General features: G+C 72.2%; 22 protein-coding genes. 17 read left to right on the forward strand and 5 right to left on the reverse strand.

Annotated elements, in window-relative coordinates; genetic code table 11:
* Positions 1 to 7: 7 nt before the first annotated feature.
* Genes ABD844_RS06075 through ABD844_RS06085 form a run of 3 tightly spaced genes read left to right on the forward strand, consistent with a single transcriptional unit; the run spans position 8 to position 2692 of the window.
* Positions 8 to 979, forward strand: a complete 972-nt coding sequence (locus ABD844_RS06075) for a proline racemase family protein (protein ID WP_344873795.1) — start codon at positions 8 to 10, stop codon at positions 977 to 979.
* Complete coding sequence (locus ABD844_RS06080; protein WP_344873797.1) at positions 976 to 1986, forward strand: ornithine cyclodeaminase family protein; 1011 nt, start codon at positions 976 to 978, stop codon at positions 1984 to 1986. The genes ABD844_RS06075 and ABD844_RS06080 overlap by 4 nt, the downstream gene beginning before the upstream one ends.
* A 31-nt stretch (positions 1987 to 2017) precedes the next feature.
* A complete protein-coding gene (locus tag ABD844_RS06085; protein WP_344873799.1) occupies positions 2018 to 2692 on the forward strand; it encodes a GntR family transcriptional regulator in 675 nt (224 codons plus the stop codon).
* 436 nt (positions 2693 to 3128) lie between these two features.
* Here ABD844_RS06085 and ABD844_RS06090 read toward each other — a convergent pair whose 3' ends face one another.
* A complete protein-coding gene (locus tag ABD844_RS06090; protein WP_344873801.1) occupies positions 3129 to 4049 on the reverse strand; it encodes an EamA family transporter in 921 nt (306 codons plus the stop codon).
* A gap of 123 nt (positions 4050 to 4172) precedes the next feature.
* Between ABD844_RS06090 and ABD844_RS06095 the strand changes: the two genes are divergently transcribed.
* Positions 4173 to 5399 carry an MFS transporter gene (locus ABD844_RS06095; RefSeq protein WP_344873803.1) on the forward strand — a complete coding sequence of 409 codons (1227 nt, stop codon included), beginning with the start codon at positions 4173 to 4175 and terminating at the stop codon, positions 5397 to 5399.
* Here ABD844_RS06095 and ABD844_RS06100 read toward each other — a convergent pair.
* On the reverse strand, positions 5361 to 6128 hold the full coding sequence (locus ABD844_RS06100) for an ABC transporter permease (RefSeq protein WP_344873805.1): 768 nt from the start codon (positions 6126 to 6128) through the stop codon (positions 5361 to 5363). The genes ABD844_RS06095 and ABD844_RS06100 overlap by 39 nt on opposite strands.
* 43 nt (positions 6129 to 6171) lie before the next feature.
* Positions 6172 to 7080 (reverse strand): ABC transporter ATP-binding protein, encoded by a 909-nt coding sequence (locus ABD844_RS06105; RefSeq protein ID WP_344873807.1) that lies wholly within the window; start codon positions 7078 to 7080, stop codon positions 6172 to 6174.
* 206 nt (positions 7081 to 7286) lie between these two features.
* On the opposite strand from ABD844_RS06105, the gene ABD844_RS06110 reads away from it, so the two are divergent.
* The 12 genes from ABD844_RS06110 (at position 7287) to hisG (ending at position 18720) form a co-directional block, all read left to right on the forward strand.
* Positions 7287 to 8522 carry a multidrug effflux MFS transporter gene (locus ABD844_RS06110; RefSeq protein WP_344873809.1) on the forward strand — a complete coding sequence of 412 codons (1236 nt, stop codon included), beginning with the start codon at positions 7287 to 7289 and terminating at the stop codon, positions 8520 to 8522.
* Positions 8523 to 8618: 96 nt separating this feature from the next.
* Positions 8619 to 9317, forward strand: a complete 699-nt coding sequence (locus ABD844_RS06115) for a helix-turn-helix transcriptional regulator (RefSeq protein ID WP_344873811.1) — start codon at positions 8619 to 8621, stop codon at positions 9315 to 9317.
* Positions 9314 to 10726: a Fe-S cluster assembly protein SufB gene (gene sufB / locus ABD844_RS06120; RefSeq protein WP_344873813.1), complete on the forward strand. Its 1413-nt coding sequence runs from the start codon at positions 9314 to 9316 to the stop codon at positions 10724 to 10726. Before ABD844_RS06115 ends, sufB begins: the two co-directional genes overlap by 4 nt.
* Positions 10726 to 11853, forward strand: a complete 1128-nt coding sequence (gene sufD, locus ABD844_RS06125; protein ID WP_344873815.1) for a Fe-S cluster assembly protein SufD — start codon at positions 10726 to 10728, stop codon at positions 11851 to 11853. The genes sufB and sufD overlap by 1 nt, the downstream gene beginning before the upstream one ends.
* Positions 11850 to 12176 carry a non-heme iron oxygenase ferredoxin subunit gene (locus ABD844_RS06130; RefSeq protein WP_344873817.1) on the forward strand — a complete coding sequence of 109 codons (327 nt, stop codon included), beginning with the start codon at positions 11850 to 11852 and terminating at the stop codon, positions 12174 to 12176. Before sufD ends, ABD844_RS06130 begins: the two co-directional genes overlap by 4 nt.
* Before the next feature lie 4 nt (positions 12177 to 12180).
* Positions 12181 to 12927 carry a Fe-S cluster assembly ATPase SufC gene (gene sufC, locus ABD844_RS06135; protein ID WP_344873819.1) on the forward strand — a complete coding sequence of 249 codons (747 nt, stop codon included), beginning with the start codon at positions 12181 to 12183 and terminating at the stop codon, positions 12925 to 12927.
* A complete protein-coding gene (locus tag ABD844_RS06140) occupies positions 12924 to 14180 on the forward strand; it encodes a cysteine desulfurase (protein ID WP_344873821.1) in 1257 nt (418 codons plus the stop codon). The genes sufC and ABD844_RS06140 overlap by 4 nt, the downstream gene beginning before the upstream one ends.
* A gap of 2 nt (positions 14181 to 14182) precedes the next feature.
* On the forward strand, positions 14183 to 14620 hold the full coding sequence (gene sufU / locus ABD844_RS06145; RefSeq protein WP_344873823.1) for a Fe-S cluster assembly sulfur transfer protein SufU: 438 nt from the start codon (positions 14183 to 14185) through the stop codon (positions 14618 to 14620).
* Positions 14617 to 14976, forward strand: coding sequence for a metal-sulfur cluster assembly factor (locus tag ABD844_RS06150; protein WP_344873825.1), 360 nt, complete (start codon positions 14617 to 14619; stop codon positions 14974 to 14976). Before sufU ends, ABD844_RS06150 begins: the two co-directional genes overlap by 4 nt.
* 311 nt (positions 14977 to 15287) lie before the next feature.
* The gene (locus ABD844_RS06155) at positions 15288 to 17285 is read left to right on the forward strand and encodes a DEAD/DEAH box helicase (RefSeq protein WP_344873827.1); all 1998 of its coding nucleotides are present in this window, start codon (positions 15288 to 15290) and stop codon (positions 17283 to 17285) included.
* Between the two features lie 264 nt (positions 17286 to 17549).
* Positions 17550 to 17813, forward strand: coding sequence for a phosphoribosyl-ATP diphosphatase (locus tag ABD844_RS06160; RefSeq protein ID WP_344873829.1), 264 nt, complete (start codon positions 17550 to 17552; stop codon positions 17811 to 17813).
* Positions 17814 to 17874: 61 nt separating this feature from the next.
* Positions 17875 to 18720 (forward strand): ATP phosphoribosyltransferase, encoded by an 846-nt coding sequence (gene hisG / locus ABD844_RS06165; RefSeq protein WP_344873831.1) that lies wholly within the window; start codon positions 17875 to 17877, stop codon positions 18718 to 18720.
* Between the two features lie 79 nt (positions 18721 to 18799).
* Here the strand turns inward: hisG and ABD844_RS06170 are convergent, their stop codons facing one another.
* Together ABD844_RS06170 and ABD844_RS06175 are read right to left on the reverse strand one after the other, a co-directional pair.
* Positions 18800 to 20125 (reverse strand): aminotransferase class V-fold PLP-dependent enzyme, encoded by a 1326-nt coding sequence (locus ABD844_RS06170; protein WP_344873833.1) that lies wholly within the window; start codon positions 20123 to 20125, stop codon positions 18800 to 18802.
* Between the two features lie 27 nt (positions 20126 to 20152).
* Positions 20153 to 21208 (reverse strand): EAL domain-containing protein, encoded by a 1056-nt coding sequence (locus tag ABD844_RS06175; RefSeq protein ID WP_344873835.1) that lies wholly within the window; start codon positions 21206 to 21208, stop codon positions 20153 to 20155.
* A 158-nt stretch (positions 21209 to 21366) separates the two neighbouring features.
* On the opposite strand from ABD844_RS06175, the gene ABD844_RS06180 reads away from it, so the two are divergent.
* On the forward strand, positions 21367 to 22023 hold the full coding sequence (locus ABD844_RS06180; protein ID WP_344873838.1) for an acVLRF1 family peptidyl-tRNA hydrolase: 657 nt from the start codon (positions 21367 to 21369) through the stop codon (positions 22021 to 22023).
* The last annotated feature ends 132 nt before the right edge of the window (positions 22024 to 22155 follow it).

A 22155-nucleotide genomic window follows, 5' to 3' on the forward strand; every position in this document is an offset into this window, starting at 1 on the left:
GGACCGGATGATCACGACCGTCGACTACCACACGGGCGGCGAGCCGTTCCGCATCGTGACCGGCGGGGTGCCCGAGATCGGCGGCTCCGACGTGCTCGCCCGCCGCGCCACCGCGATGGCCGAGTTCGACGACGTGCGGCGGCTGCTGTGCCACGAGCCGCGCGGGCACGCCGACATGTACGGCTGCTTCCTGGTGCCGCCGGACGACCCCGGCGCCCATCTGGGCGCGCTGTTCTGGCACAAGGACGGCTTCTCGACCGCCTGCGGGCACGGCACGATCGCGCTGGGCGCGTACGCCGTCCACGAGGGCCTGGTCGAGGCCGCCCCCGACGGCGTCACCGACGTGGTGGTCGACGTGCCCTCCGGGCGCGTCACGGCCCGGGTACGCACCCGCGCTGGCCGGGTCGAGTCGGTCACCTTCGTCAACGTCCCCTCGTACGTCACCGCCCGCGCCGTGCCGGTCGCCGGCGTCGAGGTGGACGTCGCCTACGGCGGCGCCGTCTACGCCTGCCTGCCCGCCTCCGCCGTCGGCCTGTCGGTCGAGCCCCGGCACCTGGGCGCCCTCATCGAGCACGCCCGCCGGATCAAGGCCGGGCTGGTCGGCCACCCCGCCGCCCGGCACCCGGCGGACGAACGGCTGTCCGGCGTGTACGGCGTGATCTTCCACGAGGACCTGCCCGGGGACGGCGACGGCGGCGTCAGGCGGCAGCGCAACGTCACCGTCTTCGCCGACGGAGAGGTGGACCGCTCGCCCTGCGGCTCGGGGACGGCCGCCAGGATGGCCCTGCTGCACGACGAGGACAAGACCGCCGAACTCGTCCACGAGAGCGTCGTCGGCAGCGTCTTCACCGCCCGCGTGCGCGAGGCGGGGCCGCGGGGCGTGGTCGTGGAGGTCGACGGCACGGCGTACCGGACCGGGCGGCACGCCTTCGAGCTCGACCCGGCCGATCCCTTCCCGACCGGGTTCACGCTGCGATGAGCGGGCTGCCGTACCTCGACGCCGCCACCGTGGAGCGGCTGGTACCGATGGGCCGGGCCGTGGCCGTCCTGGAGGACGCGCTGCGGGCCGGGCTCGACCCCGAGGCCACGCCGCGGCGGTCGGCGATCGACGTCCCGGCCGGGCAGCTCCTGCTCATGCCCGCCGTGGGGAGGAGCTACGTGGGGGTCAAGGCGGTCAGTGTCGCGCCCGCCAACCCCGGGCGGGGGCTGGCTCGCATCCAGGGGACGTACCTGCTGTTCGACGGCGACACCCTGGCCCCGCTGGCCGCCGTGGACGGGACCGCGCTCACCTCGCTGCGCACGCCCGCCGTCTCCGCGCTCGCCGTCCGGCACCTGGCCGAGGCGGGGGCGCGGCGGCTGGTGGTGTTCGGGAGCGGGCCGCAGGCGTACGGGCACGTGCTGGCGCTGCGGGAGGTGCGGCCGGTCGAGGAGGTCACCGTGGTCGGGCGCGACGCGGGCCGGGCCGAGGCGCTCGCCACCCGCTGCCGCGCCCTCGGCCTGACCGCCCGAGCCCTGACGACGCCCCCAGCCAGGACGCCCCCGGCCACGACGCCCCCGGCCACGGTGGCGCAGGCGGTGGCGCAGGCGGTGGCGGGGGCCGATCTCGTCGTGTGCTGTACCACGGCCAGAGAGCCGCTGTTCCCCGGTAAGCTCGCCCGCGACGGCGCCACCGTCGTCGCGGTCGGCTCCCACGAGCCCGAAGCCCGCGAGCTCGACGGCGACCTCGTCGCACGCGCCACCGTGGTCGTCGAGGCCCGCGCCGCCGCCCTGGCGGAGGCCGGTGATCTCGTCGTGCCGATCCGCCGGGGTACGATCACTTCCCGCCATCTCGCCGGTAACCTCGCCGACCTGATCGCCGGAAGGGTGGTCGTGGGCCCGGGGCCGCGTGTGTTCAAGAGCACGGGTATGGCATGGGAGGACCTCGTGGTCGCGTCCGCCGCCTATGAGGGCTGGGCTCGCCAGAGGGCGCGCGACGTCGGGCGCTGACAGCGAAGGGGATGGGGAAGGGATGGGCGGGATGGCTGCCGAGGACCGGCTCGACCTGCCGATGGTGGGGGAGCGCCGGAGCCTGCGCGAGCAGGTCGCGCACGCGTTGCGGGCCGCGCTGATCACCGGTGAGATGCGGCCGGGGGTGGTCTACTCGGCCCCGGTGCTGGCCGCCCAGTTCGGCGTCTCGGCCACGCCCGTCCGCGAGGCCATGCTCGACCTGGCCAAGGAGGGCCTGGTCGAGGCGGTGCGCAACAAGGGCTTCCGGGTCACCGAGCTGTCCGACCGCGACCTCGACGAGCTGACCGAGATCCGCGCGCTCATCGAGGTGCCCACGGTGGCCAGGCTGGCCGACAGCTCGCGGGCGGAGGAGTTCGAACGCCTCAGGCCACTCGCCGAGGAGATCGTCTCGGCCGGTGAGCGCGGCGACCTGCTCGCGTACGTGGACGCCGATCTGCGTTTCCACGTCGAGCTGCTGACCCTGGGCGGCAACGCCCATCTCGTCTCGGTGGTGCGCGACCTGCGCAACAGGGCCAGGCTCTACGGCCTGTCCCAGCTCTCCGCCCGCGGCGGGCTGGGCGAGTCGGCCAGGGAGCACCTCCACCTGCTCGACGCGCTCAAGACCGGCGACGGCGAGGCCGTCGCCCGCCTCATGTCCGACCACATCGGCCACGTCCGCGGCATCTGGGCCGAACACCGACCCTGACCCGGCCCCGGACTCGACCGGGGCCTCAGACCTCGGCCCCAGACCCCGGACCCGGCCCCGGGCCGGACGCTGAGCCGCCCTTCGGCCCGGACACCTGGGCCGAGTCGCGGACGTCCGAACACCGGGCACTAAGTTCTGACATTCGGGGATCAGAGACCCGCCGTTGGCGGTAATCTCAATGTGGGCCGGTCGAGTGGCGAGCGCCGGTGGTGCCGCCCTCCCGATCCACATCTGATCCACACCCCGGTCCACGACGGACCGGCCACCCCCGCGTGCCGGTGGTGGCACATGCCTGGTCAAGCGGACACCCGCACTCCGCTGACCTCCCCGGGCTCGGCACACCCCGCCCAACAGCCGAGCCCTCCGCCGCGCGCCCGAGATCCCATCCCGCGGGCGCGCGGCGGGCCTCCCTGATCTCACCCGCCGCACGGGCCACTCAGGTCAGGGCCCTGCCGGTACGCGTCGAGCCCAGGCTGGCGGCCACGATGCACACGATCGCCGCCCACTGCTGCACGTGCAGGAACTCGCTCAGCAGCAGCACCCCGACCAGCGCCGCCACGGCCGGCTCCATGCTCATCAGGATCCCGAACACGTGCTTGGGCATCCGCCGCAGCGCCTGCAGCTCCAGCGAGTACGGGATCACCGACGACAACAGCCCCACGCCCAGCCCGATCAGCAGCAGCTCCGGCTGCAGCAGGTCGGCCCCGCCGGTGGTGACCCCGATCGGGGCGATCACCACGCCCGAGACGATCATCGCGAACGACAGCCCGGTCGTGCCGGGAAAGCGCCGCCCGGCCGCCGCCGACAGCAGGATGTAGCCGGCCCAGCAGGCCCCGGCCACGACCGCGAACCCGATGCCCACCCAGCTCGCCGCGGCCGACTCGCCCCAGGGCGCCAGCAGCGCCACGCCCGCCGCCGCCAGGCAGACCCACAGCAGGTCGATCCGGCGCCGCGAGGCCGCCACCGCCACGCCCAGCGGCCCCAGGAACTCGATCGCCACCGCGATGCCCATCGGCAGGCGTGCCAGGGCCTCGTAGAACGACAGGTTCATCAGGGCCAGCGTCAGGCCGAAGCCGACGCCCACCGCCCAGTCGCGCCAGGACAGCCCTCTCAGCCTCGGCCGGACGAACGCCCCCATGATCAGCGCCCCGGCCGCGATGCGCAGGAACACCACCGCGCTCGGCGGCAGCGCCGTGAACAACTCCTTCGCGAACCCGGCGCCGAGCTGCACCGAGAAGATGGCCAGCAGCACGAGCCCCGGAGGCGGCATCGAGTCGGCCGCCGTACGCAGCAGGTTTCCCGGCTTGGGCAGGCCCGGTCCGCGGTCGAGCGGATCGTCGAGGGCGAAGGCGGTCAACAGGACTCCTCATCAGGGCAAACAGGCAACCGTCCGAGCGTACTCAGGCGGGGCGACATTTCCCCCTCAGGGTGGTACTACTGCCGACTGGCTCAATTATTCGGACAAACCCACCATGGAAGCATGAAAGCCAGCGCGCTCCCCGTGAGCCCCGTCCGGCCCCCGCAGGCACTGTCCGTGTCCTCGTTCGTCAGCAGCTTCGACCGTTTCGCGGTGAGCCCCATGCTCGTGCTCATCGCCGCCGACCTGGGCGTCTCGCTGTCGGCCGCGGTCGCCGCCGCCAGCGGCTACTACCTGGCGTACGGGCTCACCCAGCCGCTGTGGGGCCTGCTGTCCGACCGGTTCGGGCGGGTGCGGGTGATGCGGTGGGCGCTGTTCGGCGCGGCGGTGGCGGGCGCGGCCTCGGCGCTCATGCCCGTGCTGGGGGCGCTGGTGGTGGCCAGGGTCGTCACGGGCGCGTGCTTCGGCGCGGTGATCCCCACGGGGCTGACGTACGTGGGCGACACCGTCCACCAGTCCGTACGCCAGCGCGCCCTCACCGACCTCATGGCCGCCGCCGCGCTCGGCACGGCCCTGGCCACGGGGCTGGGCGGGGTCGTCGCGGGCCTGGTGGACTGGCGGGTGGCCTTCACCGTGCCCGCCGCCTGCGCCCTGGCCTGCGCGCTGGCGCTGCGCTCGCTGCCCGAGCCGCCCCGGCAGGAGGAGCGGGCCGGGCAGGGCGTGGGCCGGTACCTGCGCGTGGTGCTCGGGCACCGGTGGGCGCTGTTGGTGTTCGGGCTGTCCTTCACCGAGGGGGCGATCATGCTCGGGACCATGCCGTTCCTGGCCACCGCCCTCCAGTACGCCGGGCTGGCCGCCGCCGTGGCGGGCCTGGCCATCACCGCGTACGGGCTGGGGCTGTGGGCGTTCTCCCGGCTCGTCAAGCGCCTGTCGGGCAGGTGGCCCGCACCCGTGCTCATGGTCGTCGGCGGGACGCAGCTCTGCCTGGGCTTCGCCATCGTGACCGTGCACGTGAGCGTGCCCGCCGTGGCCGTCACGGCGCTGCTGCTGGGCGGCGGATGGTCGTTCCTGCACTCCTCGTTGCAGACCTGGGCGACCTCCGTGGTGCCCGAGGCCAGGGGGACGACGATCGCGTTCTTCGCCTGCGCGCTGTTCGTGGGCAGCGCGGTCTCGTCGTGGGCGGCGGGACCGCTGGCCGAGGACGGACGGTATGGTCTGCTCTTCGGCCTCGCGGCGGCCGCCGCGATCCCCCTGACGGCGGTGGCCGCGCTCAGCCGCCGCCGCTACGGCGCCCGGCACCCCGCGGGACCGTCACTCCCAGCGGAACGTACGCGACACCAGGCCCAGTGACAGCACCGCCCACGCGGCCAGCACCGCCAGCGGGACCAGGGGGAGCGCCGCCCCCTGGGAGAGGACCGCGCGCAGGCCGGTCGTCAGGGCCGAGATGGGCAGTGCCTCCAGGACCGGGCGGGCCCCCTCGGGGAACTTCGTCAGCGGGAAGACCACCCCGCCCGCCCCCAGCAGCACCAGGTAGACCAGGTTCGCCGCCGCCAGCGTGGCCTCCGCGCGCAGCGTGCCGGCCATCAGCAGCCCCAGACCGCTGAAGGCCGCCGTGCCCACCACGACCAGCAGCGCCGCGCTCAGGAACGACCCCTGCGGCCGCCACCCCAGCGCCAGCCCGACGGCCACGATCACCACGGCCTGGATGAGCTCCACGCCCACGACCGCCGCCGTCTTGGCGAGCATGAGCCCGCTCCTGGACAGCGGGGTCGCGCCCAGCCGCTTGAGCACGCCGTAGCGGCGCTCGAAGCCGGTCGCGATGGCCTGCCCGGTGAACGCCGTGGACATGACCGCCAGCGCCAGCACGCCCGGGGCCAGGAAGTCGACCCGCCGCCCGCCGCCGACGTCGATCAGCGGCGCCAGCGAGAACCCGGCCAGCAGCAGCACCGGGATGATCAGCGTCAGCAGGAGCTGCTCGCCGTTGCGCAGCATCGCCCGCAGCTCCGCGCCCGCCTGCGCTAGCACCATGCGCGGGAACGGCGCCGCGCCGGGCGCGGGGGTGAGGTCGAGCGCGGTCATCGAGGCGCCCTCCTGGTCGGCGCGCGGAACGGGCCGGGCGTGGTCATCGCAGCTCCCTGCCGGTCAGTTCGAGGAAGACGTCTTCGAGGGTGCGGCGTTCGATGCGCAGGTCGTCGGCCGTGACGCCCTCGGCCGCGCACCAGGCCGTCACCGTGGCCAGCAGCTCGGGGCCCACCTGGCCCTCGATGATGTAGTGGCCGGCGGGCGACTCCTTGGCCGCGCTGCCCGCCGGGAGCGCGTTGAGCAGCTCTTCCAGCGCCAGCCCCGGCCGGGCCCTGAACCTGAGCTGACGTTCGGCGCCGGTCAGCGAGGCGGGGGTGCCCTCGGCCACCACGCGCCCGCGGTCGATGATGACCACGTGGTCGGCCAGCCGCTCGGCCTCGTCCATGTGGTGAGTGGTCAGCACCACCGACACGCCCGCCCCGCGCAGCTCGCCCACCAGCTCCCAGCACGCGTGCCTGGCCTGCGGGTCGAGCCCGGCCGTCGGCTCGTCGAGGAAGACCAGCTCGGGCCGGCCGATGACGGCCGCGGCCAGCGACAGCCGCTGCTGCTGCCCGCCCGACATCCGCCGGTAGGGGGTGCGCGCGTGATCGGTGAGCCCCAGCCGCTCCAGCAGTGCCCCGGGATCGAGCGGGCGGGCGTAGAAGCGCGCCATCAGCCGCAGCCACTCCGCGCAGCGCATCGCCGGAGGCACGCCCCCGGCCTGCGGCATGGCACCCACCCGCGCCCGCAGCTCCGGCCGCCACGGCGCCAACCCCAGCACCCTGACGGCGCCCGCGTCGGCCTTGCGGAACCCCTCGCAGATCTCCACGGTGGACGTCTTGCCCGCGCCGTTGGGACCGAGGACCGCGGTGACGGCGCGGCGCTCGGCGCGGAACGTCAGGCCGTCGACGGCGGTGCGGCCGCCGTAGCGTTTGACCAGGTCGACGATCTCGACGGCTGGGGAATCCATGGCCACGAGTCTAGGGACTCCGCCCGACGGTCCGGCCCGCAGGTGAACCATCCCGCGAGGCGTGCCCTTCGGCTGTCACCCGACCCCACGAAACCTCATGGAATATCTAGCGAAATATCAGATAATCGGGAATTAGGAGGATCGGATCGGGGTTGGAGCACTCGGCCCACGTGGGTCACAGGCCCACGAGGGAAAGGGGAGCACGCATGTCCGTGGCTGAAGCCACGTCCGCCGCCGTCCGACCGGAGCAGAAGAGCCGCCGCGGGTTACTGCTGCTGATCCTCGGCGCGCTGTCGGCGATCGGGCCGCTCTCCATCGACATGTACCTCCCCGCGCTGCCCGCCATCACCTCCGAGATGCTCAGCGCCCCGGCCCAGGTCCAGCTCACCCTCACCGCCTGCCTCATCGGCGTCTCCGTCGGGCAGGTGATCGCCGGGCCGGTGAGCGACGTGCGCGGGCGGCGGGTGCCGCTGATGGTGGGCGTGGCCGGGTTCATGGTCGCCTCGCTGCTGTGCGCCTTCGCCCCCTCGGTGCCGACGCTGATCGCCTTCCGCCTGCTGCAGGGCGTGCTGGGCGGGGCGGCGCTGGTGATCGTGCGGGCCGTCGTACGCGACCTGTACGACGGGGCCGCCATCGCCCGGATCTTCGCCACGCTGATGCTCGTCAGCGGCCTGGCGCCGATCCTGGCCCCGATCGCGGGGGCGCAACTGCTGACGTTCACCTCGTGGCGGGGCGTTTTCGTGGTGCTCAGCATCGCGGGGCTGGTGCTGCTGCTGGCGGTCCTGGGGGGCGTGCGCGAGACGCTGCCCGCGTCCGAGCGCGAGAGCGGCGGGCTCGGGCACACCGTGCGCACGTTCTGGCAGCTCCTGCGCGACCGCTCCTTCATGGGCTTCGCGCTGACCGGCGGGTTGTCCTTCGGGGCCATGTTCGGCTACATCTCCGGCTCGCCGTTCGTGCTCCAGGACGTGTACGGGGCCACGCCCCAGCAGTACTCGCTCGTCTTCGCGCTCAACGCCCTGGCCCTGACCGGCACCGCCCAGCTCGGCGGCCGGCTCTCCGGCCGGGTTTCGCCCGTGCTGCTGGTGCGCGCCGGCCTGGCCGCCGCCCTGGCGGGCGCGATCCTGCTGCTGACCGCCGTGCTCGCCGGGCTCGGCCTGTGGGCCATCGTGGGCGGGCTGTTCGTCATCATGCTGGGCCAGGGCCTGACGCTGCCCGGCACCAGCGCGCTGGCGCTCGGCTCCCAGCCCGCGCAGGTGGCGGGGAGCGCCTCCGCGCTGACGGGCGTGCTGCAGTTCGCGCTGGGCGCCGCCGCGGCCCCGCTGGTCGGGCTCGCCGGATCCGGCACCGCGCTGCCCATGGCGTGTGTCATGCTCGGGCTCATCCTCTGCTCGTGCCTGGCCTTCATGGTTCTGGGGCGCGGTTCTGGGGCGAGCAAAGGTTAGGTAAGGCTACCCTGCGTGACAAATTCCATTCCCCGGCCTGCTCGGATCCGTTTGTGAACCGGGAAGGAATTACGGCACACTGATGTTGTGAAAAACATGCCCACGATGGAGCCAGGTGGCGAGCGCGGCACCCGCGCGCGTGTCGCCAGGCTGATTCTTGAGCATGGTCCCGTCGCGGCAGCGTCCCTGGGCGAGCGGCTCGGGCTCACGCCCGCCGCCGTGCGCCGTCACCTCGACGCGCTGCTGGCCGACGGGATGATCGAGCCCCGTACGGTGCGCCCGCGCGGGCAGCGCGGACGCGGACGGCCGGCCAAGCTGTTCGCGATCACCGACGCGGGGCGCAGTGCCTTCGAGCACGCCTATGACGACCTGGCCGGCAGCGCGCTGCGCTTCCTGGCCGAGCGCATGGGCGAGCGAGCCGTGGCCGACTTCGCCCGCGAGCAGGTCTCGAGCCTGCTGCGGCGGCTGGAGCCGGCCATGCGGACGGTGCCCGCGGACCAGCGCGTCCAGGTGCTGGCGCAGGCGCTGTCGGCAGAGGGGTACGCCGCCTCGGCCAGCAAGGCCAAGTCCGGCGGAGACCAGCTCTGCCAGCATCACTGCCCGGTGGCGCACGCGGCCGCGGAGTTCCCGCAGCTGTGCGAGGCCGAGACGGAGGCGTTCGCGCAACTGCTCGGCACACCGGTGCAGCGCCTGGCCACGATCGCCCACGGCGACGGGGTGTGCACAACGCACGTGAGCCCCCAGTCGCTGGCCGATCCCGCACATAGAGACAAGAGCAAGGAGACCGGAAGGTGACTGTCACCGACCGCCCGGAGCTGGAAGGCCTCGGGAATTACAAGTTCGGCTGGGCCGACCCGGATGCCGCGGGCGCGGCGGCCAAGCGCGGCCTGTCCGAGGAGGTCGTCCGCGACATCTCCGCACTCAAGAACGAGCCGGAGTGGATGCTCGACCTTCGCCTGAAGGGCCTCCGCCTGTTCGACAGGAAGCCGCTGCCGACGTGGGGCTCCGACCTCACCGCCATCGACTTCGACAACATCAAGTACTTCGTGCGCTCCACCGAGAAGCAGGCCGCTTCCTGGGACGAGCTGCCCGCCGACATCAAGAACACCTACGACAAGCTCGGCATCCCCGAGGCGGAGAAGCAGCGCCTCATCGCCGGCGTCGCGGCCCAGTACGAGTCCGAGGTCGTCTACCACAAGATCCGGGAAGACCTCGAGGAGAAGGGTGTCATCTTCGTCGACACCGACACGGGGCTGCGTGAGCACGAAGACCTCTTCAAGGAGTACTTCGGCTCGGTGATCCCGGTGGGCGACAACAAGTTCGCCGCGCTCAACACCTCCGTGTGGTCGGGTGGCTCGTTCATCTACGTGCCGCCGAACGTCGAGGTCGAGATCCCGCTGCAGGCCTACTTCCGGATCAACACCGAGAACATGGGCCAGTTCGAGCGCACGCTGATCATCGTGGACGAGAACAGCTACGTCCACTACGTCGAGGGCTGCACCGCCCCGATCTACTCCTCCGACTCGCTGCACAGCGCGGTCGTCGAGATCATCGTGAAGAAGAACGCCCGCTGCCGCTACACGACCATCCAGAACTGGTCCAACAACGTCTACAACCTGGTCACCAAGCGCGCCGTCGCCTACGAGGGCGCCACCATGGAGTGGATCGACGGCAACATCGGTTCCAAGGTCACGATGAAGTACCCGGCCGTCTACCTCATGGGCGAGCACGCCAGGGGCGAGACGCTGAGCGTCGCGTTCGCGGGCGAGGGCCAGCACCAGGACGCCGGCTCGAAGATGGTGCACCTGGCGCCCAACACCCGCTCCAGCGTCATCTCCAAGTCGGTGGCGCGCGGCGGCGGGCGCACCTCCTACCGCGGTCTGGTGCAGATCGAGGAGGGCGCCCACGGCAGCGCCAGCACCGTCAAGTGCGACGCCCTGCTGGTCGACCAGATCAGCCGCTCCGACACCTACCCCTACGTCGACGTCCGCGAGGACGACGTCTCGATGGGCCACGAGGCCACGGTCTCCAAGGTCAGCGAGGACCAGCTCTTCTACCTCATGAGCCGCGGGCTCGACGAGGACGAGGCGATGGCGATGATCGTGCGCGGCTTCGTGGAGCCGATCGCGCGTGAGCTGCCCATGGAATACGCGCTCGAGCTGAACCGGCTGATCGAGCTGCAGATGGAAGGAGCCGTCGGCTGATGGGCCTGAACGAGAAGCCCCTGTCGACCCTGCACGAGAAGGCGTCGTTCGACCTGGCCGACTTCGAGGTGCCGACCGGGCGCGAGGAGTCGTGGCGGTTCACGCCGCTGTCGCGGCTGAAGGGCCTGCACAGCGGCAAGGCCCAGGCCGTGGGGCACGTACGCGTCGACGTGGACGCCGCCCCCGAGGTCACCGTCGAGACGGTCGGCCGCGACGACGCCCGCGTGGGCCGGTCGTTCGTGCCGAGCGACCGGGTCAGCGCCCAGGCGTGGCACGGCTTCGAGAAGGCCACCGTGATCACGGTGCCGCGCGAGGCCGTCACGTCCAAGCCGACCGTCCTGACGCTGCACGGCGAGCCGGCCGGCGCCGGCGCCGCTTACGGCCACATCGTGGTCAAGGTGGAGCCGCTGGCCGAGGCCGTGGTGGTGCTCGACCACAAGGGCAGCGCGATCTACGCCGACAACATCGAGTTCGTCGTCGGCGAGGGCGCCAGCCTCAGGGTCGTCAGCCTGCAAGACTGGGAGCACGACGCCGTCCACGTCTCCCACCACCACGCCCAGCTCGCCAAGGACGCGACGTTCCGCAGCTTCGTGGTGACGCTCGGCGGCGACCTCGTACGCCTGTCGCCCACCGTCACCTACACCGCCCCCGGCGGCGACGCCGACCTGTCGGGCGTCTACTTCGTCGACGCCGGCCAGCACCTGGAGCACCGCCTCCTGGTCGACCACTCGCAGCCCAACTGCAAGAGCAACGTCGACTACCGCGGCGCGCTGCAGGGCGAGGAGGCGCACGCCGTCTGGATCGGCGACGTGATCATCCGCGTCGAGGCCGAGGGCACCGACACCTACGAGCTCAACCGCAACCTCATCCTCACCGACGGCGCCCGCGCCGACTCGGTGCCCAACCTGGAGATCCTCACCGGCGAGGTCGCGGGAGCGGGGCACGCCTCCACCTCCGGCCGCCTCGACGACGAGCACCTCTTCTACCTCCAGGCCCGCGGCATCCCCTACGACGAGGCCCGCCGCCTGGTCGTCAGGGGCTTCCTCGGCCAGCTCATCGAGAAGATCCAGATCGAGGAGATCCGCGAGCGCGTCCTCGGCGCGGTCGAGGCGGAGCTCACCCGATGAGCGCCTTCGTCAAGGTGTGCAAGGTCGAGGACATCCCCGACGGGGGCGTGCTCGGCGTCGAGGTCGGGGCGGAGGAGACCCCGGTGGCCCTGGTCCGCAGGGGTACGGAGGTCTTCGCCCTGCACGACGTCTGCTCCCACGCCGAGGTCAAGCTCAGCGAGGGAGAGGTCTACGACGACACGCTGGAGTGCTGGCTGCACGGCTCGTGCTTCGACGTCCGAAGCGGAAAGCCCACCGGGCCGCCCGCCACCAAGCCCGTGAACGTCTACACAGTGAAGATCGACGGCGATGACGTCCTCGTCTCGCTCTCGAAGGAGTCCTAAGCACATGTCCACCCTTGAGATCCGTGACCTCCAGGTCGCCGTCGAGGACAAGGAAATCCTGCGCGGCGTCAACCTGACCGTGAACTCCGGGCAGACCCATGCCATCATGGGCCCCAACGGCTCGGGCAAGTCGACGCTCGCCTACGCGATCGCCGGTCATCCCAAATACACGATCACCGGCGGCCAGGTGCTGCTCGACGGCGTGGACCTGCTGGAGCTGTCCGTCGACGAGCGGGCCCGCGCCGGCCTGTTCCTGGCCATGCAGTACCCGGTCGAGGTCCCCGGCGTGTCCGTCTCGAACTTCCTGCGCTCGGCCGTCACCGCCATCCGCGGCGAGGCGCCCAAGCTGCGCGAGTTCGCCAAAGACCTCAAGAACGGGATGGACGCGCTGTCCATCGACTCCGCCTTCGCCCAGCGCAACCTCAACGAGGGCTTCTCCGGCGGCGAGAAGAAGCGCCACGAGATCCTCCAGCTCGAACTGCTCAAGCCGAAGATCGCGGTGCTCGACGAGACCGACTCCGGCCTCGACGTCGACGCCCTGCGCGTGGTGTCGGAGGGCATCAACCGCTTCCGCGCCTCCGGCGAGACCGGCGTGCTGCTGATCACCCACTACACCCGCATCCTGCGTTACGTGAAGCCCGACTTCGTGCACGTCTTCGCGGGCGGCCGGATCGTCGAGGAGGGCGGGCCAGAACTGGCCGAGAAGCTCGAGGCCGAGGGCTACGAGCAGTACACGAAGGCATCTGCATGACTTCCTCCGGCCTCGATGTGGAGAAGATCAGGAAAGACTTCCCGATCTTCTCCCGCGAGCTGCCCGACGGGCGTCCGCTCGTCTACCTCGACTCGGGCAACTCCTCACAGAAGCCCAACCAGGTCATCGAGACCATGCGCGAGCACCTGGCGCTGCACTACAGCAACGTCGGCCGCGCCATGCACGTGCTCGGCGCCGAGTCGACCGACGCCTACGAGAGCGCCCGCGACAAGGTCGCGGGCTTCGCGGGGGCGCCGTCGCGCGACGAGGTGATCTTCACCAAGAACGCCTCCGAGGCGCTCAACCTCATCGCCTACTCCTTCGGCAACCCGGTCAACACCGACCCGCGCTTCACGCTCGGCCCCGGTGACGAGATCGTCGTCTCCGAGATGGAGCACCACTCCAACATCGTGCCGTGGCAGTTGCTCGCGCAGCGCACCGGCGCGACGCTGAAGTGGTTCGGGGTCACCGACGACGGGCGGCTCGACTACGCGCCCGACCTCATCACCGAGCGGACGAAGATCGTCTCGATCGCCCACCAGTCCAACGTCCTGGGCACCGTCAACCCGGTCGCCGAGGTGGCCAGGCGGGCGCACGAGGCCGGCGCGCTGATCGCGCTCGACGCCTCCCAGTCCGTGCCGCACCACCCGGTGAACGTGGCCGAGCTGGGCGCCGACTTCGTGGCCTTCACCGGTCACAAGATGCTCGGTCCCTCCGGCATCGGCGTGCTCTGGGGGCGGGCCGAGCTGCTGGAGGCCATGCCCCCGTTCCTGGGCGGCGGCGAGATGATCGAGGCGGTCTGGATGGACCACTCGACGTACGCGCCGATCCCGCACAAGTTCGAGGCGGGCACGCCGCCGATCGTCGAGGCCATCGGGCTCGGCGCGGCGGTCGACTACCTCACCGAGGTCGGCATGGAGGCGGTCGAGGCGCACGAGCGGGAGCTGACGGCGTACGCGCTGGAGGCGCTGCGCGAGGTGCCCAGCCTGCGCGTCATCGGCCCCGAGACGCTGGAGGAGCGCGGGGGCACGGTGTCGTTCACGCTGGAGGGCATCCACCCGCACGACGTGGGGCAGATCCTCGACGACAGGTTCGGGGTCGCCGTACGCGTCGGGCACCACTGCGCCCGGCCCCTGCACCTGCGCTTCGGAATAGCGGCGACCACGCGGGCGTCGTTCTACCTGTACAACACCACGGCCGAGATCGATGCCCTGGTGCGCGGTCTGCATCACGTTCAGAAGGTGTTCGCATAGCCATGATCGGCGAGTCGATGTACCAGGAGCTGATCCTGGAGCACTACAAGCACCCGCAGGGGCGGGGGCTGCGTGAGCCGTACGACGCCGAGGTTCACCACGTGAACCCGACGTGCGGCGACGAGATCACGCTCAGGGTCAAGCTGGGCGACGCCGGCAAGATCGTCGACGTCTCCTACGACGGGCAGGGCTGCTCGATCAGCCAGGCCGCCGCCTCCGTGCTGCACGAGCTGGCCACGGGCTCCACGGTGGAGGAGACGCTCTCCGTGGTGGACGAGTTCACCAGGCTGATGCAGGGCCGGGGGCAGGTGGAGGCCGACGAGGAGGTGCTCGGCGACGCGGTGGCGTTCGCGGGCGTGGCCAAGTTCCCGGCCCGGGTCAAGTGCGCGCTGCTTTCCTGGATGGCCTACAAGGACGCTGTTGTGAGGAGTGCCCAATGAGCAAGCCAGTGGAGACGCCGACCGGGCTCGACGGCGACGCGACCGCCGACGAGATCATGGAGGCGCTCAAGGACGTCGTCGACCCCGAGCTCGGCATCAACGTCGTCGACCTGGGCCTGATCTACGGGCTCAACCTCGACCCCTCCGACGGCGGGCAGCCGGTGGCCACCATCGACATGACGCTGACCAGCGCGGCCTGCCCGCTGACCGACGTCATCGAGGACCAGGCGCACTCGGCGCTCGAGGGCATGGTCTCCGATGTGAAGATCAACTGGGTGTGGCTGCCGCCGTGGGGCCCCGACAAGATCACCGACGAGGGGCGCGAACAGCTCCGTATGCTAGGCTTCAACGTCTGATCTTTTCTGCTGTTACGGCTGGCGGAAAATGGTCAGCCGTTTCAGTGTGCCGACCGCGGGTTTGGGAAACTCCCGACCCATCACGGGGGAATATCCGATAACATCCCCGGCGTTGGCAAACAGGTACACCTGACGTCTCATCGCATGTCATGCATCGCCTGCGCCGGTGCCCGGTGTATCCCCCTCATCTTCACCCCGCCCCCATGACGGCGGGTGTCCCGAACCTGTGCGGCCGTCGCGCCGCCTGCCCCGGCTCGTCCTTTCGCAGAAGTGACGTGCCACTTCGATGGAAAGGCACGACTTTCGTGACCATGCTTGACACTGCCATGCCCGCGCTCGGCGAACCCTCGACCGAAGACCCGGCGCAGGTCTCGGCAGAGACCCCCGCCGAGACGTCCGCGGACACCTCCACCGGCTCCCCCGCCGCGGCCTCGGCCGAGCAGGGCGGCCCGTCCGAGTTCGAGCTGCTCGGCCTGCCCAAGCCGCTGGTGAACGGACTGGCCCGGCTGGGCTTCGACAGCCCGTTCCCCATTCAGAGCGCGACCATCCCCGACGTGCTGGCCGGCAACGACGTCCTCGGCCGCGGCCAGACCGGCTCCGGCAAGACGCTCGCCTTCGGCCTGCCCACCATGGCCCGCATCGCCGGCGTGAAGCCCGCCCCCGGCCGCCCCCGCGCCATGATCCTCGTCCCCACCCGTGAGCTGGCCCTCCAGGTGCACGACGCCCTCGAACCTCTCGGCCGCGGCCTCGGGCTGCGCATGAAGGTGGTCGTGGGCGGCATGTCCATGGGCAAGCAGATCGAGGCCCTGCGGCGCGGGATCGACATCGTCATCGCCACCCCCGGCCGCCTGGGCGACCTGATCCGGCAGGGCGAGTGCTCGCTGGGCGACGTCGAGGTCAGCGTCCTCGACGAGGCCGACCACATGTGCGACCTCGGCTTCTTCCCGGTCGTCACCGACCTGCTGGCCCAGACGGCCGTTGACGGGCAGCGCCTGCTGTTCTCTGCCACGCTCGACGGCGACGTCGACAAGCTGGTGCAGCGCTTCCTCAAGGACCCCATCACCCACTCCGTGGCCCCCGCGACCTCCCCGGTCGACACCATGGAGCACCACGTGATGCAGGTCACGCGCGACGACAAGTTCGACGTCACGGCCGAGATCGCCAACCGCGAGGGCCGTACCATCATCTTCGTCCGCACTCAGCACGGCGTCGACCGGCTCTGCAAGCAACTGGCCAGGGTCGGCGTCAAGTCGGGCGGCCTGCACGGCGGCAAGCGCCAGAACCAGCGCACGCGCATCCTGTCGGAGTTCCGCGAGGGCTCCATCAACGTGCTCGTCTGCACCGACGTCGCGGCGCGCGGCATCCACGTCGACAACATCAGCCTGGTGCTGCACGTCGACCCGCCGCAGGACCACAAGAGTTACCTGCACAGGGGCGGCCGCACGGCGCGCGCCGGCGAGAGGGGCACGGTCGTCACGCTGGTGCTGCCCAACGAGCGCCGCTCGACCGACTCCCTGACGCGCCGCGCAGGGATCCACCCCTACCGGCTCAAGGCCACGCCCGGCCACCCGAGGGTGGCGGAGGTGACCGGCGCGCGCACGCCGAGCGGCGAGGCCATCCCCGTGTGGGAGCCCGACGTCCGCAAGCCGCTGCGCCCGCGCCGCGAGGGCGGCGGTGGCGGTGGCGTGTCCGAGCGCAGGGGGCGTCGTGGCCGCCGTGACTTCGACGGTGAGCGCCGTCCGAGGCGGCACCAGGACGACTTCGGCCCCGAGCGCCGTCCGCGCCGCCACGAGGAGGGCGAGCGGCCCTTCGCTTCGGGCGGCGAGGACCGGCGTCCGCGCCGGCACGGCCAGGGCGAGCGGCCCTACGGGCGTTCGCAGGAGCCCCGCACGTTCGGCGAGGACCGCCCCCGCACGTTCGGTGACGACCGATCGCGTCCGTTCGGCGACGATCGTCCGCGCGCGTTCGGTGACGACCGGTCGCGGTCCTATGGCGACGACCGGGCCCCGCGCCCGCTCGGCGACGACCGGCGCAGAGACGGCGGCCGGGCCCGGGGCGGCTACCGCTCCGACGAGCGCCCGCTCCGGCAGGACGACCGCGGCCAGGCTGGCGGCGGGTTCCGGCAGGACGACAGGGGTCCCCGTGGCGGTTCCGACCGGGGGCGCCCGTTCTCGGCCGACCGTGACCGCGGGGTCCGCGCCGACGGCCCCGCGCCGCGCGACGGCTACCGCTCCGGCGGCGGTCGCGGGGACGAGCGCGGCAACGGCGGAGGCCACCGCCGGAACTCGGGCCGCCGCTACGAGCGCTGAGCGCGTGTCACCGCGTCACGTCTGACCGCCCGCCGGGCCCTCCTTCCGCTTGTACGGGGGAGGGCGCGGCGGGCGGCGTCGTTTCGCGGGGCCGTGTACGGGGCTCTGTGGTGGCCGTGGCGGCGGCCGGACGGGCGGCTGGAGCAAAGATGGCTCCGGGATGAACGCCTGATGGCACCGTCTCGCGTGGCGGACGCGGGACCCCGCCACCCGATGGCGCAGACTAGGCTTGTCAGGCACGTCAGACGAACGACGAGAGAGACCATGAAGACCTTCGAAGAGCTGTTCGCCGAGTTGTCAGACAAGGCACGCACCCGGCCCGCGGGCTCGGGCACCGTGGCCGCGCTCGACGCCGGCGTCCATGCCATCGGCAAGAAGGTCGTCGAGGAGGCCGCCGAGAGCTGGATGGCGGCCGAGCACGAGTCGGACGACAGGGCCGCCGAGGAGATCTCGCAGCTCCTCTACCACGTGCAGGTGCTCATGATCGCCAAAGGCATCGGCCTCGACCAGGTCTACAAGCATCTCTAGGGCGCCCAGGCGCCCGGCCACCGAAGAGATAGCGAGAGCGAGACACGTAAGGACCTGTGACATGCTGCGTCTGGCAGTACCCAACAAGGGCGCGCTCAGCGAGGCCGCCCAGAGCATGCTGAAAGAGGCCGGCTACCGGCCGCGCAGAGACAGCAAGGAGCTCGTCGTCGTCGACGAGGCCAGTGGCTGCGAGCTGTTCTTCCTGCGCCCCCGCGACATCGCCGTCTACGTCGGCGAGGGCACCCTCGACGTCGGCATCACCGGCAGAGACATGCTGGTCGACTCCGGCGCCCCGGTCGAGGAGATCATGTCGCTCGGCTTCGGCGGCTCCACCTTCCGCCTGGCCGCCCCGGCCGGCACGATGACGTCCGCCGGCGACCTCAACGGCCGCCGCATCGCCACCTCCTACGCGGGGCTGCTCGACAAGTACCTGTCCGACCAGGGCGTCGACGCCCGGGTGATCAAGCTGGACGGCGCCGTCGAGACCGCCATCCGGCTCGGCGTGGCCGACGCCGTGGCCGACGTCGTCGAGACCGGCACCACGCTGCGCAACGTCGGGCTGGAGGTGTTCGGCGAGCCGATCATGCGCTCGGAGGCCGTGCTGATCAAACAGCAGAGCGCGCCCGACACGTCGAGCGTCGACCAGCTCGTACGCCGGTTCCAGGGCGTCGTGCACGCCCGCGACTTCGTCATGATGGACTACGACATCCGCGCCGAGCGCATCGAGGAGGCCATCGAGCTCACGCCCGGCATGGAGGGCCCCACGGTCTCGCCGCTGCACCGCGAGGGCTGGGTGGCCGTGCGCGCCATGGTCCGGCGCAAGGGCCACCAGCACGTGATGGACCAGCTCTGGGACATCGGCGCGAGGGCCATTCTGGTCACCGACATCTACGCCTGCCGCCTGTGACCTCTGCCCGCCGGGCCACCGGGCCCGGCGGGCCTCTCGCCGTCCGACCCGCCCCGGCGTCCCGGCGCCCGGAGGCCGGTCACCGTAGCGCCGCCACCGCCTGGATCGCGTGGTCCACCTGCTCGGGGGTGGTCACGATGCTGGTGCCGAAGCGCAGCAGCGGCGGGTTGTACGGCGTGGTGCTCGCGATCACCTTCCGCCCGCGCAGCCGCTCGACCGCCTCCTGCGGCGGCAGGCCCGCCACCGAGCAGCACACCAGCCCCGCCGACAGCTCCGGCGCGGCCGGGGTGGCCAGGGTGACGTGGGGCAGCCCGGCCAGGCCCGCCTTGAGCCGGGCGGCCAGCTCCTGCGTACGCCGCCGCACCCGCTCCTTGCCGATGGCCGTCATGAACGCGAACGCCTCGGGCATCGCCCACCGGTGCTCGAACGCCTTGTAGCCGCCCGGCGTGACCAGCTCCGCCGTAGTCGTCCCCGGGCTCGTCCCTGCGCTCGTTCCCGGGCTCGTCCCTGGACCCGCCGCGGCGTCGTTGTGCCAGGCGGCGAACGCGGGCCCGCTGAAACTGGGCACGATCGGGGCGATCGCGTCCCAGGCGCGGCCCCACACGAGGCCGGTGCCGCGCGGGCCGAACAGCCATTTGTGCGTGCCGCTGGCCAGGAAGTCGCAGCCCAAGTCGGTCACCCCGTCGGACAGCGCGCCGAAGCCGTGCACCCCGTCCACGCACAGCAGCGCCCTGTCGTGCTCGTCGCGGTGCCGGTTCGCCTCGGCCAGCAGGTCGGCGACGGCGCGCACCGGGACGCGTACGCCGGTGCTCGAATGGACCCAGGTGAGGGCGACCACCCTGGTGCGAGGGCCGAGGCCCTCCTTGATCGCCGACACCATGCGGTCGGCCGAGGCGCGGGCCGGATCGTCGTACAGCCTGACCTTGCGGACCTTCGCTCCCGTGCGGGCCGACAACAGGCGCAGGCCCTCGTGGGTGGCCAGGAAGTCGTGCTCGGTGGTGAGCACGTCCTGGCCGGGGCGCAGGATCAGGCCGGAGTAGAGCAGGGCCAGGCCCATCGTGGTGCTGTCGGTCAGGGCGATCGCGCCCGGCTCCGCGGCCAGGTAGCGGGCGGCGGCCCGGCGTACCGTCTGGTCGGGGGCGCCGCCCGGCGGCGTGTAGTGGGGGTCGGCGTCGAGGGCGTCGCGGTGCGTCCTGATCGCCTCGCGCACCGGCGCGGGCGCGGGGGCCAGCACGAACGCGGCGAACTGGCCGTAGGCGGGGTCGAGCGCGAACTGCGACCGGACCGAGGCCCAGTCGGCGGGGTCGAAGGCGGCGTTCCCGGGCGGCGTGGCAGGGGCGTCGGCCGTGCACGCCGCCGCCCCGGTCAGCAGCCCCGCGCCGAGCAGGGACCGTCTGGTGAGCATGCCCGTGTCCTACCCCGCGGCGGTCGGTCACGACCTGATGGCGGCCACCTGCCTGATCAGGTCGGAGACGCGGACGATGCCCAGGCAGCGGTTCAGCTCGTCGGTGACCACCAGGTCGTCGTAGACGCGGGTCGCGTCCCGTCCCGCCGCCTGCATGGCGGCGATCGCCGGGGTCGTGCGCGGCACCGTACGCGGCGGGTCGGCCAGGCGCTGCGCCGGTTTCGAGCCGTGCAGCGCGTGGCCGTAGCGGGCGGCGAACGACAGCAGGAACCGGCTGCGGTCCAGGCTGCCCTTGGGCCGCTGGAACTCGTCCACCAGGATCACGCTGGTGATCGTCGGCTCGTGCCCGAACGCCGCCACCGCCTCCTCGGCCTTCGCCTCCACGGGCAGCGTCACGGCCGGCAGCAGCAGTTCCTGTACGCGGGGGCCGAGCAGGCCCGTGTCGGCGGAGTCGTCGCCGACCGGCAGCGGCACGCGTACCTTGCCGTCGGGGCCCGGTGCCAGCAGCGGCCCGTGGGCCAGCCGTACGCCGAGGCCGCGTACCACCGACACCTGGGCCTCGCGTTCGACGCCCGGCGCCATGACGTGCGCGCCGATGCCGCGCGCCAGCGTCACCACCGCGCGCGCGACCGCCGTCGCACGGTGGTCGGCGGGGATGCGCGCCACCACTTCGGGGTCGAGGCCCAGCAGGTACGGGGACGCCTCCGCCACCAGGTCGAGTGCGGCGCCGGAGATGCCGACGTCCGCGAAGCCGAGCAGGTAACCGATCGTGCGCAGGCTGTCGAGCCCGACCTTGAGCAGCGGACGGTCCTGCTCCTGGCACGGTCCAGAGAGCAGCAGGATCGCCTCGCGGGGATGGCGGCCGGCCCGTCGCAGCGCCTCGTGCAGGGGGGCCAGCGCGCCCGCGCCCGACAGCACCACCCGGACCGGCAGCTCCAGCACCATGGGCAGCGGGGCTGCCCGAAGGGAGCCGGAGGAGTCCACGATGGCCGGATGCGCGATGACGGCCCCGGTGTCAAGATCCACCATTGGACTGGTGAGCAGGGAGGACACGTACAGATCGTGCTCCCGCCACAGCGGCATCAGAAGCCCCGCGAAACAAAATTTACCGACATTTCTGTTTAGGTTCCCCACCTGACATGGGGGAATGGACGTTTCGGAAAAGCCCTGTCAGACGGCGGACGGGAGGCCGGGAGCGGCGGGCGGCCGGGGAGACGCCGGCTTCGCGTAGTCTTCGCGGCATGAGCGCGCGTCCGGCGAAAGGGGGCGGCCGGTGGGTCGCGGTGCCGCAGGAGCGGCTGCACCCGTGGATCGACGGGTTCGCCGACCGTCACGGGCCCTTCTCCGCGAGCGGTGACGCGCAGGTCGTCCGGCTGGTGGCCGCGGACGGTGCGCTGGCCGAGCTGCACGTGCCGTTCCCGCCCATGACGCCGCCAGGGCCGCCGCACGTGACCCGGTTCGTCGCGCACGCCGGGGCCGAGCGGCGGGTGGGGGTGTTCCTGGTGCGGCTCGGCGGCTACGCGGCGGGGGTCTTCCACGGGGGCGTGCTGGTGGCCTCGAAGGTGGGGTCGCGGCTGGTGCAGGGGCGTACGGCGGCCGGCGGGTGGTCGCAGCAGCGCTTCGCCAGGCGGCGGCGCAACCAGGCCGCCCAGGTGTTCGACGACGCGGTGGAGACGGCGGTGCGGGTGCTGACGCCGTACCTGGGGGAGCTGGACGGGGTGGTGCTGGGCGGCGACCGCAGGGCGGTGGACGCGCTGCGGCCCGATCGCCGGCTGGCGCCGCTGCTGGCGCTGGAGCGGGAGCCGTTCCTGGTGGTGCCGGATCCGCGGCTCGCGGTGCTGCGTGACACACCGGCCCAGTTCCGGTCGGTACGCGTGCGCGTGGTCGATCCGGCCTGAGGACACCGGGTGGGCGCCCGGCCTGAGGGACGCCGCCGGGCGCGTGGCCTTTTCGGTCGGGGCGGCGCGGCCGGGCCGGGGAGAGGCCGAAACGGCAGGCGATCAGGCGCCTGGGGGGAAGACGAAGGAGGC

The sequence above is a fragment of the Nonomuraea antimicrobica genome (assembly GCF_039536965.1).
GTDB classification, from domain to species: domain Bacteria; phylum Actinomycetota; class Actinomycetes; order Streptosporangiales; family Streptosporangiaceae; genus Nonomuraea; species Nonomuraea antimicrobica.